Here is a 21,064-nt window from a genome sequence, read left to right on the forward strand (position 1 = left end):
GCAGAAACTTTCTGGCAAGGGGATTTATGCAAAAAAATGCGCTTTTCTGAAGATTCAGCACCAAGTGTCGATTTATCCACCAATTATCATAAAAAACATACGAAAAGCCCCGCTTGGGCGGGGCTAGGGGTTTGACAGCACGCCTCAGCGCTTGTGCCAGAAATCATGGGCGAAGATACGTACCTTGTCCCAGTCGGTAAACTCGATGTCCCGACTGGTATCCGTGCTGCCACCGGTAATCTTCATGATCAGTTGAATGATGAGAGTCTGCCACCAGTTGTACTTGGAATACTGCAGGGCACCGGCAAAGACCCCCAGATTCTTCGGCTTCCAGGGGGAGCTTTGCAGAAACTTCTTCATATAGGCATTGGTTTGCGGTGTCTGCTTTTCTGGCTTGCGGGCAGTCAGGTTGACACAGAAGAAGGCGGCATTGGCGACTTCCAGCTGTTCATGGTGAGCATGGATGAAGCTGAGCAGGCTGGGATGGAAGTGGCCGTAGCGGATAGAAGCACCGATCAAGACCTTCTTGTACTTGCTGAGGTTGCACATGGGCAGGCTGTGCAAATCATGCATGACGACCTCACATCCCGGCATTTCTTCGAGCATGACATCAATGATTTTTCGGGTTTGGCCATCCCGAGAGGAATAAAGCACCAAAATCTTATCCATACCAACCTCAACTACGCCAGAATGCAGGAGTTAACAGTACCAGAAGTGTAAAAATTTCCAATCGACCAAACAGCATGGCGATGATCATGATCCATTTGGCGGCATCCGTCGTGCTGGCGAAGTGGGGAGCCACCTCTCCCAATCCCGGCCCCAGGTTGTTGAGGGAGGCCACCACGGCAGAGAATGCCGTCAGCTCATCCATGCCAGTGGCGATCAGCCCCAGCATGCAGAGAATGAAGATGATGGCGTAAGCGGCGAAGAAACCCCATACCGCCTCTATCACCCGCTCCGACAATGCCTTGTTACCCAATTTTATCCGATAAACGGCACGGGGATGGATGAGGCGTTTGAGCTCCCGCAACCCCTGCAGATGCAGCAGCATCAGGCGCACCACCTTGATGCCGCCCCCGGTGCTGCCGGCACAACCACCCACGAAGGAGGCCAGCATCAGCAACACAGGCAGAAACAGCGGCCATTCGGAGAATCCCGTGGTGCTGTAGCCTGCCGTGGTGGCAATGGAGACGGACTGGAACAGGGCGTGGTCCAGGGTTTCTGACCAGCTCTCGTAGTTGGCGTGGTGCATCAGCATCAGGAAGCAGACCAGGGTCAGGCCGATCTGGAGACCGATGAAGACCTTGACCTCGGGATCCTTGAGATAGACATAGAGCCGCAGCGGCCTGTGGGCAAAGGCAGCGAAGTGCAGGGTAAAGTTCACCCCTGCCACCATCAGAAACAGCACAGTGATCAGATTGATGGCACTGCTGTTGAAATAACCGATGCTGGCATCATGGGTCGAGAAGCCGCCGATGGCCACGGTGGAGAAGGAGTGACAGATGGCATCGAACAGCGTCATCCCCGCCATCCAGTAAGCCAGGGCGCAACTGAGGGTAATGAACAGGTAGATGTACCAGAGCGCCTTGGCGGTCTCGGCGATACGCGGGGTCACCTTGTTGTCCTTGACCGGCCCCGGGATCTCGGCCCGAAACAGCTGCATGCCACCGATACCGAGAATGGGCAGGATGGCAACCGCCAATACGATGATCCCCATGCCCCCCAGCCATTGCAGCAACTGGCGATAGAACAGGAAAGCCTTGGGCAGCTCATCCAGCCCGGTCAGCACGGTCGCTCCCGTGGTGGTGAGGCCGGAAAAAGATTCGAAGAAGGCCTCGGACACGCTCATGTCCGGCACCTCCCCCAGCATGAATGGCAGGGCACCGACACTGCCGAGCACGGTCCAGAACAGCACCACGATCAGGAAGCCCTCTTTCGACCTGAGCTCCTTCTTGTGGTGGCGATTGGGAAACCAGAGCAGCAAGCCGAGCAGCAGGGCGATGAAGAAGGCGCTGACGAACTCAGAACCGCCCCCGTCTCGATAACCGAAGGCAACCAAGGCCGGCAGCAGCATGGTGGAGCTGAACAGAGCCACCAGCAGGCCAACGATGCGGATAATACTCAGAATGTGCATGCAGGCCCCGTCTCCCGACAATGAAACAGCGATGGATTCTAGCCATCTATGGGCTGCAGAGATACCCGTCCGTGGGTTCTATCGGTCAAGATGCGGTTGACCTGCTGCCAATCGGCGTCGGCCCACTCCACCTCGAGTCGTACCCGCTGGCCATAATCCGACTGACGCAGTTGTCCGGCGTGGCTCAGCAGCAGGCTCTCTATCACCCCCATATCGCCATAATCACACTCGATGAGGGAGGGGCGCCTGGCTATCTTCTGCCGGGTAGAGAGTGCCTTGAGTGCCATGCCGACTCCGCCCCCATAGGCCTTGACCAGACCACCGGTACCGAGCAGCACACCGCCATAGTAGCGCACCCCCACGGCGGCAATCTCCCCTATCCCCGAGCCCATCAGCTGGGCCAGCATGGGTTTGCCGGCGGTGCCAGAGGGCTCGCCATCATCGCTGAAGCCATAGACCTGACTGTCGTGAGGCGCCCCGGCCACGAAGGCCCAGCAGTGATGGCGCGCCGAGGGATGAGCCAGGCGCACTTCCTCTATCCAGGCCTTGGCCGCCGCCACGCTCGGGACATGGGCCAACAGGGTGATGAAGCGGCTCTTCTTGATCTCCTCGCTCACCTCCACACCGGCCACCGGGATCGGGTAACTCGACGCCATCAGAGGCCCGCTTGTCGGGTGAGATTCTCCACCCCATGACTGTGGAGCACTATGTTGTCCTCGATGCGGATGCCACCAAACGGTCGCAGCGCCTCTACCTTGTGCCAGTTAACCCGCTTGCCCTGCTCACCGCGGCGCAGCGGCTCCAGCAGGCTGTCGATAAAGTAGAGACCCGGCTCTATGGTGAACACCTGGCCTGGCTCCATCACCCGGGTGCAGCGCAGGTAGGGGAATTGCTCCGGCGCGGCAAGATGGGTGCCACGCTCGTCCTGCATGAAGCCGCCGGCATCGTGTACCTGCAGGCCGAGGAAGTGGCCGAGACCGTGGGGGAAGAAGACGTTGGTGACCCCGGTGCCTATCATCTCGTCCACCGACATATCCACCAGCTCGACCGATTGCATCACCCGCGCCAGCCTGTGGTGCATCTGCTGGTGCAGCTCCGTATAACGGCGGCCCGGCCTGACTTCATCGATGATGGCCCGTTGCTGCTCATCCATGATGGCGATCAGATCGGCAAACTCGCCCCGGCGCCAGGCCCAGGTGCGGGTGATGTCAGAGGCATAGCCATGGAAGTCCACCCCGGCGTCGATCAGGAAGGAGTGGCGTTCGGCATCGGCCACCCGCTGATGGGAGAGCTGGGTGTAATGGAGGATGGCTGCATTGCGGTTGATGGCGACTATGTTGCCGTAGGGCGCCTCATTGGCTCCCTGCCCCACCGCCTTCATGTAGGCGAGATTGATCTCGAACTCGCTCGCCCCCGCCATGAACGACTCCTTGGCCGCGATGTGGCCACGTACCCCGAGCCGGTTCGCCTCACGCAGGCACTCCAGCTCGTAATCCGTCTTGTAGGCACGGTGATAGTGCAGGTAGTTGAGCACGGCCTCCGGGTTGGGCTGGGTCAGTCCCAGCAACTCGGCCACTTCGAGATGCCCCCCCAGATAGGCCCATCCCTGCCTGTCGGCAGGCAGATGATCCGCCACCTGCTCCGGCCGGGTCAGGAAGCGAATGTCGAAGAAGTCGACCCAGAAGGCATTGGGCAGGTCCGCCACCTTGTGCCAGAAATCCACCGGCCGGTAGAACAGCAGCACGGGCTTGTTCACGCCATCCACCAGCAACCAGCAGTGAGGATTGTCCAGCACAGGCAACCAGGCCTTGAAGTGGGGATTCACCTTGAAGGGGTAATCCTGATCATCGAGGAAGATGCGGTGGGCCTGGCCGGCATGAATGGCCAGGCCGCTGAGCCCCTGCTGTTGCAGTATGTCGCGGCTGCGGCGCTGCAGCGTCTCTATGTGCTGGGCGAAAAGTTGGCTGTAACTGCTCATGGCATCCTGCTCCGACATTGTGGTTACCCCAGCATAACATCAAGCTCGGGGGGCCTCGACCCGTCACACCGCCGCTTCGTGAGGTAAAGCACGGGTTACGGAGGGATTGTTATTAAAAACAAACCAGGCATTAACAAATAAGAAACAGTTCAATACACTGCCATCAGATATATGCAGCCAGGGATCACTCATGCACAACCGCCGTCTGTGGCAGCCGGACCAGGCCAGGATCAGCCAATCCAACCTTCATCAGTTCATGGGCGAGGTCAACCGCTTCCATGGCCTGCAACTGCAAAGCTACGCCGAGCTGTATCAGTGGTCGGTGGAGAAAACCACCCGCTTCTGGCCACTGGTCTGGCAGCACTGCGGCGTCAAGGGCGAGCTGGGGGACATAGTGGCGGAGAACCGCCAGGAGATGCAGCACGCCCGCTGGTTCCCCGACAGCCGCCTCAACTTCGCCGAGAACCTGTTGCGCCGTCAGGACGAGAGTCCCGCCATCATCTCTCGCATCGAGGATGGCGCCAGCCGCACCCTGAGCTGGCGCGAACTGGGGGAGCAGGTAGCCAGGCTGGCCCAGTGGCTGCGCAGTCAGGGCATAGGCCGCGGCGACGTGGTGGCCGCCTATCTGCCCAATATCCCCGAGACCGTGGTCGCCATGCTGGCCACCACCAGCCTGGGCGCAATCTGGACCTCCACCAGCCCGGATTTTGGCGAGGCGAGCGTGGTGGAGCGCTTTGGCCAGACCCGGCCGCGGGTGCTGTTCGCCGTGGATGGCTATCGTTACGGCGGCAAGGCCATCGACATCCAGAGCAAGGTCGCCGCCGTGGTCGCCCAGATCGACAGCATAGAGCAGACTGTGATGATCCCCCTGCTGGGTCAGCCTCTGCCATTGGGGCACGACTGGCATCAGCTGCTGGCCAGCCAGCATGGCGCCCAGCTCGTCTTCGACCCCATGGCCTTCAACGACCCGCTCTACATCCTCTATTCGTCCGGCACCACCGGCAAACCCAAGTGCATCGTGCACGGCATTGGCGGCACCCTGCTGCAACACCTGAAAGAGCATCAGCTGCACTGCGACATCAAGCCGGGGGAGCGGATCTTCTACTTCACCACCTGCGGCTGGATGATGTGGAACTGGCTGGTGAGCGCCCTCGCCTCCGGTGCCACCCTGGTGCTCTACGACGGTTCGCCTTTCTACCCGGACGGCAACGTGCTCTGGGATCTCGCCCGCGACGAGCAGGTTGCCCTGTTCGGCACCTCGGCCAAGTATCTCGATGCCCTGCACAAGCAGGGCTATGCCCCCATAAACACCCACGACTTGCCTGCCCTGCGGCTGATCTGCAGCACCGGCTCCGTGCTCTCTCCCGAAGGGTTCGACTACGTCTACCAACAGATAAAACAGGACGTTCAGCTCAGCTCCATCTCAGGCGGCACCGACATCTGCTCCTGCTTCGTCATCGGCAACCCCTTGAGCCCCGTCTATCGCGGCGAGAGCCAGGGACGCGGCCTCGGTCTCGCGGTGCAGGTATTCAGCGAAGCGGGCCAGCCGGTGCAGGGGGAGAAGGGCGAGCTGGTCTGCACCAAACCCTTCCCGGCCCAGCCCATCTACTTCTGGGGTGACGAGAACGGCGACAAGTATCACGCCGCCTACTTCGAACGGTTCGACAACGTCTGGTGCCACGGCGACTGGATTGAACTGACCGACACCGGCGGCATCCTGTTCTACGGCCGCTCCGACGCCACCCTCAATCCGGGGGGCGTGCGCATCGGTACCAGCGAGATCTACCGCTATGTGGAGCAGCTCGACGAGGTCGAGGAGAGCATCGTCATCGGCCAGCAGTGGCAGCAGGACGAGCGGGTGGTGCTGTTCGTCAAGCTCAAGGCAGGCTGCAAGCTGGACGACGCGCTGCGCGAGCGCATTCGTCAGCAGGTGCGCCAGCACTGCACCGCCCGCCATGTCCCCGCCCGCATCCTGCAGGTGGATGCCATTCCCCGCACCAAGTCCGGCAAGATAGTCGAGCTGGCGGTGCGGGAAGTGGTGCACAACAGACCCGTCAACAACACCCATGCCCTGGCCGATCCCGAGGTGCTGAACCAGTATCGCAACCGGCCGGAACTGGCCAGCTGATCAACGACACATGTCGCGAGCAGGCGCCACGAGGCGCCTCTCTTTTGCCCGTTTTGTGATGGAGAGCTTTTACTCAAACACTGTTAAACGAATGTTTTAAATAGGTGTTGAAATTGTCATGCTTTGGATCAATAGTGAGCCTCGCCCCCTGCTGGGGATAAAGGAGCACCACCCCCCACCATGTGGGAACAAGGAGACACTCTCATGATCTACCAAGGCGAAACCCTGACGGTCAGCTACCTCGAAGACGGCATTGCCGAGCTGAGGTTCGATGCCCCGGGTTCAGTCAACAAGCTGGATCGCGCTACCCTGCTCTCCCTGAGCGAAGCGATCGCCGCATTAAAACAAGAACGTGAACTAAAAGGTCTGATCCTCACTTCCGGCAAAGACGCCTTCATCGTCGGCGCCGACATCACCGAATTCCTGGAACTGTTCAGCCTGCCGCAGGAAGATCTGCTCGGCTGGCTGAAAAAGGCCAACGACATCTTCAGCGCCATCGAAGACCTGCCGGTGCCGACCCTGTCCGCCATCAAGGGCCACGCCCTGGGCGGCGGCTGCGAGACCATACTCTCCACCGATTTCCGGCTGGCCGACACCAGCGCCAAGATAGGCCTGCCCGAGACCAAGCTCGGCATCATGCCGGGCTTTGGCGGCACAGTCCGTCTGCCGCGCCTCATCGGCGCCGACAACGCCCTGGAGTGGATCACCACCGGCAAGGATTACCGTGCCGATGACGCCCTCAAGGTGGGCGCCATCGATGCCGTGGTCGCCCCGGACGCGCTGCACAGCGCTGCGGTGCAGATGATGAAAGACGCCATCGCGGGCAAGCTGGACTGGCAGAGCCGTCGCGCCGCCAAGAAGGCGCCGCTGCGCCTCTCCAAGCTGGAAGCCATGATGAGCTTCACCACCGCCGCCGGCATGGTTGCCGCCGTGGCCGGAAAACACTATCCGGCGCCCATGACTGCGGTGAAAACCGTCGAGGCTGCCGCCGGCATGAGTCGCGACGAGGCCCTCAACGTCGAGGCGCAAGGTTTCATCAAGCTGGCCAAGACCGACGTGGCCAAGGCGCTGGTCGGCATCTTCCTGAACGATCAGCACATCAAGGCGCTGGCCAAGAAGGCCGCCAAGCAGGCGAACAAGGCCACCGGCCATGCCGCCGTGCTGGGTGCCGGCATCATGGGGGGCGGCATCGCCTACCAGTCTGCCAGCAAGGGCATCCCGGCGGTGATGAAGGACATCAACGAGAAAGCGCTGGCGCTTGGCATGAATGAGGCCACCAAGCTGCTCAATGGCCAGCTCGAGCGCGGTCGCATCGACGGCATCAAGATGGGCCAGGTGCTCTCCGCCATCACCCCGACCTTAAGCTATGACAACGTCAAGCATGTGGACGTGGTGGTCGAGGCCGTGGTCGAGAACCCGAAAGTGAAGGCGGCCGTGCTGAGTGAAGTGGAAGGCGTGATCGGCGACGACGCCGTGCTCGCCAGCAACACCTCCACCATCCCCATCTCCCTGCTGGCCAAGAGCCTGAAGCGCCCCGAGAATTTCTGCGGCATGCACTTCTTCAACCCGGTGCACCGTATGCCACTGGTGGAGATCATCCGCGGCGAGCAGACGTCGGACGACACCATCAACCGCGTGGTGGCCTACGCCGCCGCCATGGGCAAGTCCCCTGTGGTAGTCAACGACTGCCCGGGCTTCTTCGTCAACCGCGTGCTCTTCCCCTACTTCTTCGGCTTCACCAAGCTGGTTGCCGATGGCGCCGACTTCGCCGCCGTCGACAAGGTGATGGAGAAGGAGTTCGGCTGGCCCATGGGCCCCGCCTACCTGCTGGACGTGGTCGGCATCGACACCGGCCACCATGCCGGTGATGTCATGGCCCAGGGTTTCCCGACTCGCATGAGCAAGGAGGGTCGTACCGCCATCGACGTCATGTACGAGGCGAGCCGCTTCGGTCAGAAGAATGGCAAGGGTTTCTACGCTTACGAGCAGGACAAGAAGGGCAAGCCGAAGAAGGTGGCCGACGCCGCCAGCTACGAGCTGCTGGCCCCCATCGCCAAGGCAAAACAGGAGTTCGACAAGGACGCCATCATCGCCCGCATGATGATCCCCATGATCAACGAAGTGGTGCTCTGTCTGGAAGAGGGCATAGTCGCGACGCCGGCCGAGGCCGACATCGCGCTGGTCTACGGCCTGGGCTTCCCTCCCTTCCGTGGTGGCGTGTTCCGCTATCTGGACACTATCGGTCTGGATCGCTATGTCGCCATGGCCGACCAGTATGCCGACCTGGGCCCCCTTTATCGCGTCAGCGACAAGCTGCGTGAGATGGCCGCCCAGGGCAACACCTTCTACTGATTGCCCAAAGGAGATCCCTTCATGAAAGACGTAGTCATTGTCGACTGTATCCGGACCCCCATGGGCCGATCCAAGGGCGGAGCCTTTCGCAACGTGCGTGCAGAAGACCTGTCCGCACACCTGATGAAATCCATCCTGCTGCGCAACCCCAACCTCGACCCGAACGAGATCGAGGACATCTACTGGGGCTGCGTGCAGCAGACCCTGGAGCAGGGCTTCAACATCGCCCGCAACGCCGCCCTGCTGGCCGGTATCCCGAAACAGGTGGGGGCGGTTACCGTCAACCGCCTGTGCGGCTCCAGCATGCAGGCGCTGCATGACGCCTCCCGTGCCATCCAGGTCGGTGACGGGGACATCTTCATCATCGGCGGCGTCGAGCACATGGGCCACGTGCCCATGAGCCACGGGGTGGACTTCCACCCCGGCATGGCGAAATCCGTGGCCAAAGCCTCCGGCATGATGGGGCTGACCGCCGAGATGCTCGGCAAGCTGCACGGCATCAGCCGTCAACAGCAGGACGAGTTTGCCGCCCGCTCCCATCGCCGCGCCCACGCCGCCACCGTGGAAGGACGCTTCGCCAGGGAGATCGTCGGGCTGGAAGGGCATGACGCCAGCGGCGCCCGCTTCTTCTACGACTATGACGAGGTGATCCGCCCGGAGACCACGGTCGATGGCTTAAGCCAGCTGCGCCCTGTGTTCGACCCGGTCAACGGCACCGTCACCGCCGGCACCTCTTCTGCCCTGTCCGATGGCGCCGCCGCCATGTTGCTGATGAGCGCGGATCGCGCCAAGGCGCTGGGCCTCACCCCTCGCGTCCGGGTGCGATCCATGGCGGTGGCCGGTTGCGATGCCGCCATCATGGGTTATGGCCCGGTACCGGCCACCCAGAAGGCGCTCAAGCGCGCCGGTCTGACCATGGCCGACATCGACCTGATCGAGCTGAACGAGGCGTTTGCCGCCCAGTCCCTGCCCTGTGCCAAGGATCTGGGGTTGCTGGAGATGATGGACGAGAAGGTGAACCTGAACGGCGGCGCCATCGCCCTGGGTCACCCCCTGGGCTGCTCCGGCGCCCGCATTTCCACCACCCTGATCAATCTGATGGAAGAGAAGGACGCCAACCTGGGTCTGGCCACCATGTGCATCGGCCTGGGTCAGGGCATCGCCACCGTGTTCGAGCGGGTGTAAGTGAATCCCCCTGACCGGTTCGCCGGTCAGGGGCGCCACCTTGGGGTGGCAACAACAGACTGAAGGTCGCCCTGCCTCCCGGCGCAGCGGCGCCATCACCCATACCGGGGTCGGCCTGCCGATCCCGCTGTCGAGTCTGTGGAGCGCACCACACGGGGTGCGTTCCTGCCGTCGGAATCTGCGCTTGGCCGCCCCGTTTGGGTCGGCCTTTTTTCGTTCAGTGCGGCAAATCGGCGGCGATACCCCCCTGACGTCACATTAGATGGGGGGTTTGCTTGCTTTTTGCCCCCCTGACAGGTTCAATCTGCACAAAAAAATGGGTGGATGCACATACATATGTCAACGAGCAAACAACTGCTGATCGTCGATGACGACCAAGAGATCCGCGAGCTGCTCAACGAATACCTGACCCGGGCCGGCTTTCAGGTACTGATGGCGGCGGAAGGAAACGAGATGCGCCAGCAGCTCGCCCAGCACAGCCCGGACCTCATCATTCTGGACATCATGATGCCCGGCGACGACGGCTTTACCCTCTGCCAGCAGATCCGTCGCGACTCCCAGGTCCCCATCATCATGCTGACCGCCGCCTCCGACGAGGCAGACAGGGTGATCGGTCTGGAGCTTGGCGCCGACGACTACATCGCCAAACCGTTCAGCCCGCGCGAGCTGCAGGCTCGCATCAAGGCGCTGCTGCGCCGCGCCGAATTCCGCCAGCCGGAGAAAGAGAAGGAGCCGAGCCGTCGGCTGCGCTTCGCCGAGTGGACCCTGGACACCCTGAGCCACCAGCTCACCCACGAAGATGGCAGCCTGCTGGATCTCTCCGGCAGCGACTTCGTGCTGCTCAACATGTTCTTGCAGCAGCCGGGCCAGGTACTGGACAGAGACACCATCTCGGACGCCACCCGCGGTCGCGAGAGCCTGCCCATGGAGCGCGGCATCGACGTGCAGATCAGCCGCCTGCGCCAGAAGCTGGGAGACAACGGCAAGAGCCCGCGCATCATCAAGACCATACGCGGCAGCGGCTACATGCTGATCGCGGAAGTGCACGAGCTGCCATGAGGATCAGGCGCACCCGCCCCGTGGGGCACTCATAATGGCCCAGATCTGGCGTATGCTGATGCCCCGCTCTCTGCTGTCGCGGATGCTGCTGCTGTTGCTGCTGGCCATCCTGCTCTCCCAGACCATTCTCACCGGCATCTGGATGCAGCAGATCCAGAAGCGGGAGCTGGAGGGCATGATCAGCACCACCCGCAACCTGGCGCTGTCGGCGGCCTCCACCGTCAACTTCTTCAAGTCCCTGCCCCTGCAGTACCGCCATATCGCCCTGGATCAGCTGCGCAACATGGGGGGCAGCCGCTTCTTCGTCTCCCTGAACGAGGAGGAGATCCACATCAGCGCCATCCCGGACAGCGAGCGCAAGACCCTGGTGCTGAGCGAGGTCCAGGGGGTGCTCAGTCGCAAGCTCTCCGACGCCATGGCCATCAAGGTGGACTTCTCGCGCCCCGACGATCTCCATGTGTTCAACAACGACACCCTGCTGGCGGACCTGCCCTCCTCCTGGGCCCGCTACACACTGTCGCTCGAGCCCATCAATCCGCCCGTGCTGGTGACCCAGATAGAGATAGAGCCGGGAGAGTGGCTCTATCTGGCCGCCCTGCTGCCCGCCCCCTACATGACCCTCGACGATACCGTGATGCCGAGCAACCAGGTGCGCTTCATCGCCCTGATGACGGTCTTCCTCTGCTTCTTCACCTTCCTGCTGGTACGCTGGCAGACCCGGCCGCTGCGCCGCCTCGCCAAGGCGGCGGTCAATCTTGGCAAGGACATAGATCAGCCGTCGCTCAAGGAAGAGGGCGCCTCGGAAATCGTGGCGGCGACCCGCGCCTTCAACATCATGCAGCAGCGCATCCGCCGCTATATCGACGACAGGGAGCGGCTGTTCAGCTCCATCTCCCACGACCTCAAGACCCCCATCACCCGGCTGCGGCTGCGGGTCGAGCTGCTGGACGACGAGGCCCAGATCGCCAAGTTCAACAAGGATCTCGACGAGCTGGAACTGATGGTGAAGGGGGCTCTGCAGACGGTGAAGGAGACCGACATCCACGAGAACATCGAGGATATCGACATCAACGCCCTGCTCGAACAGATGGCCGAGGCCATGAACCTGCACGAGGAACGGCTCACCATAGAAGGGTTGTGCAAGTGGCCCTACCGCGGCAAATCCCTGGCCCTCAAGCGCTGCATCGGCAATCTGGTGGACAACGGCATCAAGTATGGCGAGCGGGTGCGCATCATCATCATGGATGACGAGGAGATGCTGATCCTCTTCATCATGGACGAGGGACCCGGCCTGCCGGAGGATCAGCTGGAGCGCATCTTCGAGCCCTATGTCCGTCTCAGTACGGATCAGGCTGGCACCGGCCTGGGTCTGGGCATAGCCCGTAATATCGCCCACGCCCACGGCGGCGATCTGGTGCTGGAAAATCGCCCCCAGGGCGGCCTGCAGGCCACTCTCTCCCTACCAAGGCAGTAATGTATGGAGTGGTTGTCTTTTTCTGTCATCACCCCGCTCTCCCTGCGTGTCGGAGTGCTGCACGGGTGGCGTGCGCTCGGCACCGGCCACTCTCCTTTCATCAAGGCTGTCACAGTATGAAGTTGTTCCCGTTTGCCATTGTTGCCCTGCTCTCCCTGCCCGTCGGCGCCTCCCAGGTCGAGGTGCTGCACTGGTGGACCTCAGGTGGCGAGGCCAAGGCGGTGGCCGAGCTCAAGTCCGAATGGGCGGCCCTTGGCAATCAATGGAACGACTTCGCCATCCAGGGCGGCGGCGGCAAGAGCGCCATGACGGTGCTGAAAAGCCGGGCCCTGGCGGCCAACCCACCGGAGGCGGCGCACCTCAAGGGCTATGAACTCAAGGAGTGGGCCGGGCTTGGCTTCCTGCGCGACCTCACCCCCATGGCCGAGCACCTGGGCTGGTACGCCAGACTGCCCCCCATGGTGCGGGACACCCTCAGCCAGAACGGCGCCCTGATGGCGGTGCCCACCGGCATTCACAGGGTCAACTGGCTCTGGCTGAACCGCAAGGTGTTCGAGCGACTCGAGCTGACCCCTCCCACCGACTGGAACCAGTTCGTGGCGGTGGCCGAGCAGCTCAAGGCGCAGGGAGTGACCCCGCTCGCCATCGGCAACGAGGGGTGGCAACTGACGGTGCTGTTCGAGGCGGTGGCACTGGGGGAAGGCGGCGTCGACTTCTACCGCAAGGCCTTCCTCGAGCAGGATGAGGCGACCCTGACCGGCCCGGACATGGTGCGGGTGCTGTCACGCTTCCACCAGCTGCGCGCCTATGTGCCCAAGAGTTTCGTCGGTCTGAAGTGGCACCAGGCCACCAATCAGCTGGAGACAGGCGAAGCCGCCATGCAGGTGATGGGGGACTGGGTGAAGGGGGAGCTGAGCGCAGGCAACTACCGCCCGGGTGAAGATGTCGAGTGCCTGCCGAGCCCGGGCAGTGCCGGGCTGTTCAGCTACAACCTGGACTCCATCGCCATGTTCAAGCAGCGGGATCCCGCCCAGTTGCAGGCCCAGGGCGAGCTGGCCCGGCTGCTGATGACCCCGCACTTCCAGCAGGCCTTCAACCGGGTCAAGGGGTCGATCCCGGCGCTCGTTGAGCCGGACATGAAGCGCTTCGATCGCTGCGCCATCAAGTCATACCAGGATTTCAAGGCCGCGGAGCAGAGCGGTACCCTGCTGCCCAGCATGGCGGAGGGGATGGCCACCCCGACCAACACCCGCCAGGCCATCATGGATGTGCTAGGCAACTTCTTCAACGATGGCCGGGCCAGCGCCGAACTGACGGCCCACCACCTGGCGCGGGCCATTCGCTCGGCCCGCTGACCGGCGGCCAAAGACGACAGAGGCGGATGATGATCCGCCTCTGTCGCTATGGGAAGGATAAGCCGAAATCAGGAGGGGTCGTTCTCGTCCTCGTCATCCTCGTAGTAGTCGCTCAGCTCAATCCAGAGCCCCAACCCAATCATCACCATGGAGCCAAACCAGGTGCCCGTGTTTCCGATCGGGCTGCCCAGCACTATCATGGAAAACGCCAGAAACCCCATGGCCGCATAGGCCTGCAATCTGCCTTGTGACTGGATCATATTCATACCTCCTTGTTGAATATGGTGCATTTTTTATATTACTCGTCAGGTCACGGCAGCATAGAGCCGGGGCCAACTTTGGTATCATCGCCTGACATTGGCCCCACCGGTTTGATTATTTTTTAGCCTTGGGTATCATTGGCAGCGAATTAGGTTGAAGGTTGATTAGAGATGAGTGATTTATTCTGCGACGCAAACCATGAACTGGATGCAATCGGGCTCCGTTGCCCGGAACCCGTGATGATGGTGCGCAAGCGCGTTCGGACCATGACCCAAGGGGAGACCCTGCTGGTCAGCGCCGATGACCCTTCCACCACCCGTGACATTCCCAGCTTCTGCCGTTTCATGGATCACACCCTGATCGCCAGCGAGACAGAGCAGGCCCCTTACCGCTACCTGATCCGCAAGGGTCAATAAGCCCCCCTCTCCCCAGGAGCGCACCATGACGATTACCCGAATCGGCACCACGGCCCGTTGGTCTGATGTTGTCATCCACAACGGCACCCTCTATGTGGTGGAAGTCCCCGCCAGCGAGACCGCCGACATCCACCAGCAGACCCGCGAGGTGCTGACCAGCCTGCAGCGCCTGCTGGAAGCCAACGGCTCCGGGGTCGACAAGATCCTGATGGCCAACATCTATCTCAAGGACATCGCCGATATCGCAGCCTTCAACGAGCAGTGGGACGCCTGGATCCCGGCCGACACAGCCCCCGTTCGCGCCTGCGTACAGGCCCGCCTCGCCCACGAAGGCTACAAGGTGGAAGTGCAGCTGACCGCCGCCGTCTAAGCCGAGCGGGATGCCGGGCTCCCCTGACGCCGACACCGCCCCCGTGCGCGCCTGCGTACAGGCCCGCCTCGCCCACGAAGGCTACAAGGTGGAAGTGCAGCTGACCGCCGCCGTCTAAGCCGAGCGGGATGCCTGGCTCCCCTGATGCCGACACCACCCCCGTGCGCGCCTGCGTACAGGCCCGCCTCGCCCACGAAGGCTACAGGGTGGAAGTGCAGCTGACCGCCGCCGTCTAAGCCGAGCCGGATGCCTGCCCCCTCATCCCCAGCCCTTCTCCCGCAAGGGGAGAAGGGAGCAAAGCAAAAAAACAAGGCGCCATTGCTCTCAACGGCCCAAACAAAAGGCCCCGCCATCGCTGGCGGGGCCTTTCTGTTGGCGTCGAACCGGACCGTTTAGGCGGTCGGGGTCAGGGTGATGGTCACCCGGCGGTTCTGGGCCTTGCCGGCGGCGGTGCTGTTGGTGGCGACCGGCTGATCCGGGCCCACACCGCTGATGGCGATGCGGCTGCCGGAAACCCCCTGGCCAATCAACTGGGCGGCGACGGCATCGGCGCGATCGCGAGAGAGCTTCATGTTCAGCTCGCGGGAGCCTGTGCTGTCGGTGTGACCGACCACGTTCAGGCGGGTCTTGTCGAACTCGGCCACCACCATGGCCACGCCGGACAGGGTGTTGGCCCCGGCGGCTTTGAGCTGGGAACTCGAACTGTCGAAAGTGACGTTGTTCGGCATGTTGAGGATCAGCTGGTCGCCGTTACGGGTGACGCTGACGCCGGTACCCTGCAGCTTCTCCCGCAGCTTGGCTTCCTGCACATCCATGTAGTAACCGATACCGCCACCCAGGGCGGCGCCGGCGGCCACGCCCGTCAGGATGCCCTTCTTGCGATCACCCTTGCTGGAGGAGAGCGCACCCACGGCAGCGCCGGTGGCGGCGCCGGCCAGCGCACCCCAGGCGGACTTGCCGGTCTGCTGCTCGCCCGTGTAGGGGTTGGTAGTACAGCCAGTGATGGCGACGGTCAGGGCAAGTGCAGGAACCAGTTTCTTGAAATGCATGAAAAAACCTCTGAAAAAGAACGACTCTAGCCGATGGCTGCGCATTCTAACCCAGGGGGACGCCAAGGTGTGACGCGCGCATTTCGGATATGAGCAAGAGAGCTGGCAGCCGATGACCCTTCATCATGCCAGAGGCCTGCATGACAGATGGAGCTGGCGCGGCGCCATCACCACGGCAGAGAGGGCAATATGGGACAGCGCTTGCCTCCCCCAGATGCGGGGTTGTCTCACAAGAGCCCATGGCCCCAGAGTGGGTGACCTTTCTCACGGAGCCATGCCATGTCATCCCTTTCCCGCCCAGCCCTGCTCATCATCGACATCCAGGTGGGCCTCCTTCACGGCCCGGAGGCACCCCATGCCGGGGCCGAGACCCTGGCCAACATCAATCGCCTGAGCCAGGCGGCCCGTAGTGCCGGTCTCCCCGTGCTGGCGGTGCGCCACACGGGCCCGGCCGGCAGCCCCATCGCCGCTGGCAGCCCGCTCTGGCAGCTTGTCCCTGAGCTGGTGGTCGGCGAGGCCGATCGGGTGTTCGACAAGCAGCGTCCCAGCGCCTTTCATGGCACCAGTCTCGATGGCTGGCTGAAGGAGGACGGGGTGCAGACCCTGATCGTCACCGGCATGAAGACCCAGTACTGCATCGACACCACCTGCCGGGCGGCGGCGGATCTTGGCTACGCCGTGGTGCTGGTGAGCGATGCCCACACCTGCATGGACACGCCGCAACTGACCGCCGCCCAGATCATCGCCCACCACAACGCCACCCTGGCCGGCCCCTTCGTGCGGCTGATGAGCAGCGACGAGGTGTGCGATGCGCTGAGTCACACCCTTCAGCCCAGTTGATGCGATCTCACAAAGAAGAAGGGAGGCCCAAGCCTCCCTTCTTCGTTCATTCCCCCTTCACTTCGCCGTCCCTTGCTGGCATTCGGCGTGGCAGGGGCAGGTCACAAGATGATCGTTCACCATCCCCACCGCCTGCATGAAGGCGTAGCAGATGGTGCTGCCGACGAAGGTGAAGCCACGCTTCTTGAGGGCCTTGGACATGGCATCCGACTCCGGTGAGGTCGCCGGAATGTCACCGTTGCCCTGGCGCTGGTTGACGATGGGGTTGCCGCCCACGAAGCCCCACAGATACTCCACGAAGTCGATGCCTTCCGCCTCCAGCGCCAGATAGGCGCGGGCGTTTTTGATGATCGACTGCACCTTGAGCCGGTTGCGGATGATGCCGCTGTCCTGCATCAATCTCTCCACATCCTGCTCGTCGAACTGCACGATGCGCACCGGATCAAAATCCGCATAGGCGCGATGGTAGCTCTCGGTGCGCTTGAGGATGGTGATCCACGACAGCCCCGCCTGTTGACCATCGAGGCAGAGCTTGGCAAACAGCTCCCGCGGGTCACGGACCGGCCTGCCCCACTGCTTGTCATGGTATTCGATGTATTCCGGGTCTTTGGTCACCCAGGCGCAGCGCAGTTCCATTTCCTCTCCCTTGTCATTTCATTGGCCATCGGCAGGCCGCTTGCGTCGGCGACATCATAGGGCAAGCGGCGGCATAGCCCCACTAATCCTCTGTAATTTCGCCTATTATCCGACCATGCCAGACGGTATACTCCTTCGGTTCACATTCAGCAAATCTTGCTCTGATTTCATTTCGCGCGAAAAACACTATGCAAAAATTCGATGTCAAAACCTTTCAGGGCCTGATCCTGCAGTTGCAGGACTATTGGTCCCGCCAGGGCTGTACCATCATTCAGCCGCTGGATATGGAAGTGGGTGCCGGTACCTCCCACCCCATGACCTGCCTGCGTGCCCTGGGCCCGGAGCCCATCGCCTGCGCCTACGTACAACCGTCCCGCCGTCCCACTGACGGCCGCTACGGTGAGAACCCGAACCGCCTGCAGCACTACTACCAGTTCCAGGTGATCATCAAGCCCTCCCCCGACAACATTCAGGAACTCTATCTGGGCTCCCTGAAAGAGTTAGGTCTGGATCCCGAGATCCACGACATCCGCTTCGTGGAAGACAACTGGGAAAACCCGACGCTGGGTGCCTGGGGTCTGGGTTGGGAAGTGTGGCTGAACGGCATGGAAGTGACCCAGTTCACCTACTTCCAGCAGGTTGGCGGCCTCGAGTGCAAGCCGGTCACCGGCGAGATCACCTACGGTCTCGAGCGTCTGGCCATGTACATCCAGGGCGTGGACAGCGTCTACGACCTGGTCTGGTCTGACGGCCCGCTGGGCAAGACCACCTACGGCGACGTGTTTCACCAGAACGAAGTGGAGCAATCCACCTACAACTTCGAACACGCCGATGTGGAGTTCCTGTTCCACTGCTTCGAGCAGTACGAGAAGGAAGCCCAGCACCTGCTGGCTCTGGAAAAACCGCTGCCGCTGCCTGCCTACGAGCGCATCCTCAAAGCAGCTCACTCCTTCAACCTGCTGGATGCCCGCAAGGCCATCTCGGTCACCGAGCGTCAACGCTACATACTGCGCATTCGCACCCTGACCAAGGCTGTGGCCGAGGCATACTACGCCTCCCGCGAAGCGCTGGGCTTCCCGATGTGCCAACGTGGCAGCAACGAGAACAAGCAAGGTTAAGGAACGGACATGGCACAACATACATTTCTGGTAGAGATCGGCACTGCTGAGCTGCCGCCCAAAGCCCTGCGCTCCCTGGCCGAAGCCTTTGCCGACAACTTCAAAGCCGAACTGACCAAGGCCGATCTGGCCTTCGGCGACGTCGAGTGGTTTGCCTCACCGCGCCGTCTGGCGCTGAAGGTGCACGAGCTGGCCGGCGAACAGCCGAGCAAGAGCGTCGAGAAGCGCGGCCCGGCCGTGGCGCAGGCGTTCGATGCCGACGGCAAGCCGACCAAGGCTGCCGAAGGCTGGGCCCGTGGCAACGGCATCACCGTTGAACAGGCCGAGCGTCTGGTCACCGACAAGGGTGAGTGGCTGGTTCACACCGCCAAGGTCGAAGGCCGTCCGGCCAAAGATCTGCTGGGCGAGCTGGTTAGCCAGGCGCTGGCCAAACTGCCAATCCCGAAGATGATGCGCTGGGGCGACAAGACCATCCAGTTCGTGCGTCCGGTCTTTACCGTGACCCTGCTGCTGGATGGGGATCTGGTGCCCGCCCACATTCTGGGTATCGACTCTGCCCGCACCCTTCGCGGCCACCGCTTCATGGGCGAGAGCGAATTCACCATCGACAACGCCAGCCAGTACCCGCAGATCCTGCAGGAGCGCGGCATGGTGATTGCCGACTTTATGGCGCGCAAGGCCAAGATCAAGGCTGACGCCGAAGCGGCCGCTGCCGCCTTCGGTGGCGTGGCCGATCTGGATGACGCCCTGCTGGAAGAGGTCACCGCACTGGTCGAATGGCCTGTGGTACTGACCGCCAACTTCGAAGAGAAGTTCCTGGCCGTTCCCGCTGAAGCGCTGGTTCACACCATGAAGGGTGACCAGAAGTACTTCCCGGTCTACGACAAGAACGGCAAGCTGCTGCCCAAATTCATCTTCGTCACCAACATCGAGTCCAAAGACCCGAGCCAGATCATCAGCGGCAACGAGAAGGTGGTTCGCCCCCGTCTGTCTGACGCCGAGTTCTTCTTCAAGACCGACCTCAAGCAGACCCTGGCCTCCCGCCTGCCGCGCCTTGAAACCGTGCTGTTCCAGCAACAGCTGGGCACAGTCCGGGCCAAGGTCGAGCGTATCGAGACCGTCGCCGGCTTTATCGCCGAGCGTATTGGCGCCGATGTGGCTCAGGCCAAGCGTGCCGGTCTGCTCTCCAAGTGTGACCTGATGACCAACATGGTCGGCGAGTTCACCGACACCCAGGGTGTCATGGGGATGCACTACGCCCGTCACGATGGCGAAGACGAAGCAGTGGCCGTGGCCCTCAACGAGCAGTACATGCCGCGCTTTGCCGGCGATGCCCTGCCGTCCGGTCTGGTTGCCTGCGCCGTCGCGCTGGCCGACAAGTTCGACACCCTGGCCGGTATCTTCGGCATCGGCATGCTGCCCAAGGGTGACAAGGACCCGTTCGCCCTGCGTCGCGCCGCCATCGGCGCCCTGCGCATCATGACCGAGAAGCAACTGGATCTGGATCTGGTTGAACTGGTTGAAGAAGCGGTACGCGTCTACGGCGACAAGCTGACCAACAAAACCGTCGTTACCGACGTGGTCGACTTCATGCTGGGCCGCTTCCGTGCCGCCTATCAGGACGAAGGCATCGGTGCCGACGTGGTGCTGGCCGTACTGGCCCGCCGCCCGACCCGTCCGCTCGACTTCGATCGTCGCGTCAAGGCCGTCAGCCACTTCCGCACCCTGGATGCCGCCCTGGCCCTGGCCGCCGCCAACAAGCGCGTGAGCAACATCCTGGCCAAGGTCGAAGGCGAACTGCCGACTGCCGTCAAACCGGAACTGCTGGTCGATGCCGCCGAGAAGGCGCTGGCCACCCAGGTTGCCGAACTGCAGGCCGAACTGGCCCCGCTGTTCGCCGCCGGTGACTATCAGGCCGCCCTCACCCGTCTGGCCGCCCTGCGCGAGCCGGTCGATACCTTCTTCAACGAAGTGATGGTGATGGCCGATGACGAGGCCCTCAAGGCCAACCGTCTGGCGCTGCTGAACAACCTGCGCAACCTGTTCCTGCAAGTCGCGGATATCTCGCTGTTGCAGTGATTCTGGTTGGGTAAGTGATATAAAAACGGCGCCGCGAGGCGCCGTTTTACTAGGAGGAATGATGGAGTTAGCACTTAAATACATTTCACTTATCACAGCTTGTGGCACTGGGATCGCTTTTGTAATTGGTTTATTCAAATGGATTGACCAACGTGCTCGTGATCAAGAGCAACGCGTATACGAGGCATTCCACAAAATGGTATGTCTCGCTTCTGGTGCAGATGAATCAGGTCGGACAATTAAAATGGCTCAGCAAATCGCTGCTATTTACCAATTACAGAGGTACAAACAATACGCCTTCGCTTCCGTTCCTATTCTTAAACTCATGCAGCTCGAATTTGCTCATTGCAAAGACATCGAGCCAAGATCACAACATTTGGAACGGGCTCTACAAACAACTATTGATGTGTTGGAAAATAAAAAAAAGCTGGGACACCCACCCAATCCCAGCTTTGACAACTCACTCTCCCTCCACTTTCCTTAAACCGAGAGACCCGAGGAGAGAGCCGCCATGACCATCGCCCGTTCACGCCAGATCAGCCTAAAAAGCTGGGACACCCACCCAACCCCAGCTTTGACAACTCACTCACCTCACACTTTCCTTAAACCGAGAGTGTAGTGGTCTAATCA

20 protein-coding genes and 1 pseudogene are annotated in these 21,064 nt (G+C 61.8%); 14 read left to right on the forward strand and 7 right to left on the reverse strand.

The features are described 5' to 3' along the window. Positions 1-144: 144 nt before the first annotated feature. Genes hemG through pepQ form a run of 4 tightly spaced genes read right to left on the reverse strand, consistent with a single transcriptional unit; the run spans position 145 to position 4,112 of the window. Complete coding sequence (gene hemG, locus BN1119_RS10490; RefSeq protein WP_041997643.1) at positions 145-669, reverse strand: menaquinone-dependent protoporphyrinogen IX dehydrogenase; 525 nt, start codon at positions 667-669, stop codon at positions 145-147. 7 nt (positions 670-676) lie between these two features. Continuing rightward, a complete protein-coding gene (locus BN1119_RS10495) occupies positions 677-2,134 on the reverse strand; it encodes a TrkH family potassium uptake protein (protein ID WP_041997645.1) in 1,458 nt (485 codons plus the stop codon). A gap of 38 nt (positions 2,135-2,172) precedes the next feature. Then, on the reverse strand, positions 2,173-2,790 hold the full coding sequence (locus BN1119_RS10500) for a YigZ family protein (RefSeq protein ID WP_041997647.1): 618 nt from the start codon (positions 2,788-2,790) through the stop codon (positions 2,173-2,175). Further along, the gene (gene pepQ, locus BN1119_RS10505) at positions 2,790-4,112 is read right to left on the reverse strand and encodes a Xaa-Pro dipeptidase (RefSeq protein ID WP_041997671.1); all 1,323 of its coding nucleotides are present in this window, start codon (positions 4,110-4,112) and stop codon (positions 2,790-2,792) included. Before pepQ ends, BN1119_RS10500 begins: the two co-directional genes overlap by 1 nt. A gap of 190 nt (positions 4,113-4,302) precedes the next feature. Here pepQ and BN1119_RS10510 point away from each other — a divergent pair, with 190 nt between their 5' ends. The 6 genes from BN1119_RS10510 (at position 4,303) to BN1119_RS10535 (ending at position 13,665) form a co-directional block, all read left to right on the forward strand. Then, complete coding sequence (locus tag BN1119_RS10510) at positions 4,303-6,240, forward strand: acetoacetate--CoA ligase (protein WP_041997649.1); 1,938 nt, start codon at positions 4,303-4,305, stop codon at positions 6,238-6,240. Between the two features lie 204 nt (positions 6,241-6,444). After that, a complete protein-coding gene (gene fadB / locus BN1119_RS10515; RefSeq protein WP_041997651.1) occupies positions 6,445-8,592 on the forward strand; it encodes a fatty acid oxidation complex subunit alpha FadB in 2,148 nt (715 codons plus the stop codon). Between the two features lie 21 nt (positions 8,593-8,613). Next, positions 8,614-9,777: an acetyl-CoA C-acyltransferase FadA gene (fadA, locus tag BN1119_RS10520; protein WP_041997653.1), complete on the forward strand. Its 1,164-nt coding sequence runs from the start codon at positions 8,614-8,616 to the stop codon at positions 9,775-9,777. A 336-nt stretch (positions 9,778-10,113) separates the two neighbouring features. Then, positions 10,114-10,836 (forward strand): response regulator, encoded by a 723-nt coding sequence (locus BN1119_RS10525; RefSeq protein ID WP_041997655.1) that lies wholly within the window; start codon positions 10,114-10,116, stop codon positions 10,834-10,836. Between the two features lie 34 nt (positions 10,837-10,870). After that, positions 10,871-12,310, forward strand: a complete 1,440-nt coding sequence (locus tag BN1119_RS10530) for an ATP-binding protein (RefSeq protein ID WP_041997657.1) — start codon at positions 10,871-10,873, stop codon at positions 12,308-12,310. Between the two features lie 116 nt (positions 12,311-12,426). Beyond that, positions 12,427-13,665, forward strand: coding sequence for an ABC transporter substrate-binding protein (locus BN1119_RS10535; protein ID WP_041997659.1), 1,239 nt, complete (start codon positions 12,427-12,429; stop codon positions 13,663-13,665). Between the two features lie 68 nt (positions 13,666-13,733). On the opposite strand, the gene BN1119_RS10540 is transcribed toward BN1119_RS10535, so the two are convergent. Further along, a complete protein-coding gene (locus BN1119_RS10540; RefSeq protein ID WP_041997660.1) occupies positions 13,734-13,925 on the reverse strand; it encodes a hypothetical protein in 192 nt (63 codons plus the stop codon). Between the two features lie 171 nt (positions 13,926-14,096). Between BN1119_RS10540 and tusA the strand changes: the two genes are divergently transcribed. From tusA to BN1119_RS10560, 4 genes and pseudogenes are all read left to right on the forward strand, one after another. Beyond that, positions 14,097-14,342 (forward strand): sulfurtransferase TusA, encoded by a 246-nt coding sequence (tusA, locus tag BN1119_RS10545; protein ID WP_041997661.1) that lies wholly within the window; start codon positions 14,097-14,099, stop codon positions 14,340-14,342. A 25-nt stretch (positions 14,343-14,367) separates the two neighbouring features. Next, the gene (locus BN1119_RS10550; protein ID WP_041997662.1) at positions 14,368-14,712 is read left to right on the forward strand and encodes a RidA family protein; all 345 of its coding nucleotides are present in this window, start codon (positions 14,368-14,370) and stop codon (positions 14,710-14,712) included. A gap of 28 nt (positions 14,713-14,740) precedes the next feature. Beyond that, a pseudogene (locus BN1119_RS10555) lies at positions 14,741-14,830 on the forward strand (endoribonuclease L-PSP); the annotation flags it as partial. A 10-nt stretch (positions 14,831-14,840) separates the two neighbouring features. Continuing rightward, complete coding sequence (locus tag BN1119_RS10560; protein ID WP_041997663.1) at positions 14,841-14,948, forward strand: RidA family protein; 108 nt, start codon at positions 14,841-14,843, stop codon at positions 14,946-14,948. A 156-nt stretch (positions 14,949-15,104) separates the two neighbouring features. Here BN1119_RS10560 and BN1119_RS10565 read toward each other — a convergent pair whose 3' ends face one another. Continuing rightward, positions 15,105-15,761, reverse strand: coding sequence for an OmpA family lipoprotein (locus BN1119_RS10565; protein ID WP_041997665.1), 657 nt, complete (start codon positions 15,759-15,761; stop codon positions 15,105-15,107). Between the two features lie 279 nt (positions 15,762-16,040). Here BN1119_RS10565 and BN1119_RS10570 point away from each other — a divergent pair, with 279 nt between their 5' ends. Further along, positions 16,041-16,601: a cysteine hydrolase family protein gene (locus tag BN1119_RS10570; protein ID WP_041997666.1), complete on the forward strand. Its 561-nt coding sequence runs from the start codon at positions 16,041-16,043 to the stop codon at positions 16,599-16,601. Positions 16,602-16,658: 57 nt separating this feature from the next. Here the strand turns inward: BN1119_RS10570 and BN1119_RS10575 are convergent, their stop codons facing one another. Next, positions 16,659-17,237, reverse strand: a complete 579-nt coding sequence (locus tag BN1119_RS10575; RefSeq protein WP_041997668.1) for a DNA-3-methyladenine glycosylase I — start codon at positions 17,235-17,237, stop codon at positions 16,659-16,661. A 188-nt stretch (positions 17,238-17,425) separates the two neighbouring features. On the opposite strand from BN1119_RS10575, the gene glyQ reads away from it, so the two are divergent. The 3 genes from glyQ to BN1119_RS20030 are packed head-to-tail and all read left to right on the forward strand — an operon-like array spanning position 17,426 to position 20,918. Continuing rightward, on the forward strand, positions 17,426-18,355 hold the full coding sequence (gene glyQ, locus BN1119_RS10580; protein WP_041997669.1) for a glycine--tRNA ligase subunit alpha: 930 nt from the start codon (positions 17,426-17,428) through the stop codon (positions 18,353-18,355). Positions 18,356-18,364: 9 nt separating this feature from the next. Continuing rightward, on the forward strand, positions 18,365-20,434 hold the full coding sequence (gene glyS / locus BN1119_RS10585; RefSeq protein ID WP_041997670.1) for a glycine--tRNA ligase subunit beta: 2,070 nt from the start codon (positions 18,365-18,367) through the stop codon (positions 20,432-20,434). Positions 20,435-20,492: 58 nt separating this feature from the next. Beyond that, positions 20,493-20,918, forward strand: a complete 426-nt coding sequence (locus BN1119_RS20030; protein WP_209434908.1) for a hypothetical protein — start codon at positions 20,493-20,495, stop codon at positions 20,916-20,918. The last annotated feature ends 146 nt before the right edge of the window (positions 20,919-21,064 follow it).

The organism is Aeromonas bivalvium (genome assembly GCF_000819765.1).
In the GTDB taxonomy this organism is placed as follows: domain Bacteria; phylum Pseudomonadota; class Gammaproteobacteria; order Enterobacterales; family Aeromonadaceae; genus Aeromonas; species Aeromonas bivalvium.

Excerpts from the sequence above, each read along its gene's own strand:
- BN1119_RS10535 (WP_041997659.1), top strand. The coding sequence starts at position 12,427 with ATGAAGTTGTTCCCGTTTGCCATTGTTGCCCTGCTCTCCCTGCCCGTC.
- BN1119_RS10565 (WP_041997665.1), bottom strand. The coding sequence starts at position 15,761 with ATGCATTTCAAGAAACTGGTTCCTGCACTTGCCCTGACCGTCGCCATC.
- fadB (WP_041997651.1), top strand. The coding sequence starts at position 6,445 with ATGATCTACCAAGGCGAAACCCTGACGGTCAGCTACCTCGAAGACGGC.
- BN1119_RS10500 (WP_041997647.1), bottom strand. The coding sequence starts at position 2,790 with ATGGCGTCGAGTTACCCGATCCCGGTGGCCGGTGTGGAGGTGAGCGAG.
- BN1119_RS20030 (WP_209434908.1), top strand. The coding sequence starts at position 20,493 with ATGATGGAGTTAGCACTTAAATACATTTCACTTATCACAGCTTGTGGC.
- glyS (WP_041997670.1), top strand. The coding sequence starts at position 18,365 with ATGGCACAACATACATTTCTGGTAGAGATCGGCACTGCTGAGCTGCCG.
- hemG (WP_041997643.1), bottom strand. The coding sequence starts at position 669 with ATGGATAAGATTTTGGTGCTTTATTCCTCTCGGGATGGCCAAACCCGA.
- BN1119_RS10540 (WP_041997660.1), bottom strand. The coding sequence starts at position 13,925 with ATGATCCAGTCACAAGGCAGATTGCAGGCCTATGCGGCCATGGGGTTT.
- glyQ (WP_041997669.1), top strand. The coding sequence starts at position 17,426 with ATGCAAAAATTCGATGTCAAAACCTTTCAGGGCCTGATCCTGCAGTTG.
- BN1119_RS10570 (WP_041997666.1), top strand. The coding sequence starts at position 16,041 with ATGTCATCCCTTTCCCGCCCAGCCCTGCTCATCATCGACATCCAGGTG.
- fadA (WP_041997653.1), top strand. The coding sequence starts at position 8,614 with ATGAAAGACGTAGTCATTGTCGACTGTATCCGGACCCCCATGGGCCGA.
- BN1119_RS10510 (WP_041997649.1), top strand. The coding sequence starts at position 4,303 with ATGCACAACCGCCGTCTGTGGCAGCCGGACCAGGCCAGGATCAGCCAA.
- BN1119_RS10575 (WP_041997668.1), bottom strand. The coding sequence starts at position 17,237 with ATGGAACTGCGCTGCGCCTGGGTGACCAAAGACCCGGAATACATCGAA.
- pepQ (WP_041997671.1), bottom strand. The coding sequence starts at position 4,112 with ATGAGCAGTTACAGCCAACTTTTCGCCCAGCACATAGAGACGCTGCAG.
- BN1119_RS10530 (WP_041997657.1), top strand. The coding sequence starts at position 10,871 with ATGGCCCAGATCTGGCGTATGCTGATGCCCCGCTCTCTGCTGTCGCGG.
- tusA (WP_041997661.1), top strand. The coding sequence starts at position 14,097 with ATGAGTGATTTATTCTGCGACGCAAACCATGAACTGGATGCAATCGGG.
- BN1119_RS10550 (WP_041997662.1), top strand. The coding sequence starts at position 14,368 with ATGACGATTACCCGAATCGGCACCACGGCCCGTTGGTCTGATGTTGTC.
- BN1119_RS10560 (WP_041997663.1), top strand. The coding sequence starts at position 14,841 with ATGCCTGGCTCCCCTGATGCCGACACCACCCCCGTGCGCGCCTGCGTA.
- BN1119_RS10495 (WP_041997645.1), bottom strand. The coding sequence starts at position 2,134 with ATGCACATTCTGAGTATTATCCGCATCGTTGGCCTGCTGGTGGCTCTG.
- BN1119_RS10525 (WP_041997655.1), top strand. The coding sequence starts at position 10,114 with ATGTCAACGAGCAAACAACTGCTGATCGTCGATGACGACCAAGAGATC.